The organism is Roseibacillus ishigakijimensis, from assembly GCF_016595415.1.
GTDB lineage: Bacteria > Verrucomicrobiota > Verrucomicrobiia > Verrucomicrobiales > Akkermansiaceae > Roseibacillus > Roseibacillus ishigakijimensis.
The window spans coordinates 1-864 of record NZ_JAENIO010000111.1; the positions used below are offsets into that span (position 1 = coordinate 1).

At 60.0% G+C, this 864-nt stretch carries 1 pseudogene; it reads left to right on the top strand.

What is annotated here, in order from left to right:
* Window positions 1–762: pseudogene (locus JIN78_RS16780) on the top strand (hypothetical protein); the annotation flags it as partial.
* Window positions 763–864: the final 102 nt, after the last annotated feature.

Below are 864 nucleotides of genomic sequence, written 5' to 3' on the forward strand. Positions count from 1 at the left end.
AAGCGCGACTTCCACCGCGATGTGGGCTATATTTACCGCAAACAACTCGAAGAAGCCGAGTGGCTGGTGGTCAACAAGTGCGATCTCCTGAGCGCAGACGACCTTGCGGATTTGCAAGCACGGCTCGACCGCGACTATCCCGGCAAGCGCGTTTTCCTCCTCTCCGCCAAGACCGGGGAGGGGCTGGAGGAGTGGTTCGCGGCCCTCCTGCAGCACGAGACCGCCGGGGGCCAGGAGGTGGAGGTCGACTACGAACGCTACGCCGAGGGGGAGGCCCTGCTGGGCTGGGTCAAATCGGAAGCCCGCTGTCAGCCCCGCGAGGAGGTGGATTGGGGTCAATGGCTGGCGCAGGTCGCCCGCACCATCGCGACGCGCCTGGAGGAGGCGGGTCACGAGGTGGGCCACTTCAAGATGAGCGTGGAAGCGAATGGTCGGCGCTATCGGGTGCATCAGGTGATGAGTGGGGAGGAGGTGGTCAGCGAAAACACCAGCGACCCAAGAGCCGGAAGGTTGAGTTCAACCGGCGAGACGCCGGTGCTCCCTGCCGAGCAGTTGAGACCAACCGGCGGGACGTCGGTGCTTCCTGCTAAGCAGGAGGCCACGCTCCTCGTCAATCTACGGGCCGAGGGGGAAGCCAAGGCCTTGAAAGCGATTGTAACACAAACTTTTGATGCACAGAGCGAAGTCGAGGTTCTTTTCCAAAAACAAGCAGCCTTCCAACCCGGCAAACCCGTCCCCGTGCATCGCATCGCGATCGCCTAAATCCGCCACTGACAAACTGACAAACTGACAAACTGACAAACTGACAAACTGACAAACTGACAAACTGACAAACTGACAAACTGACAAACTGACAAACTGACA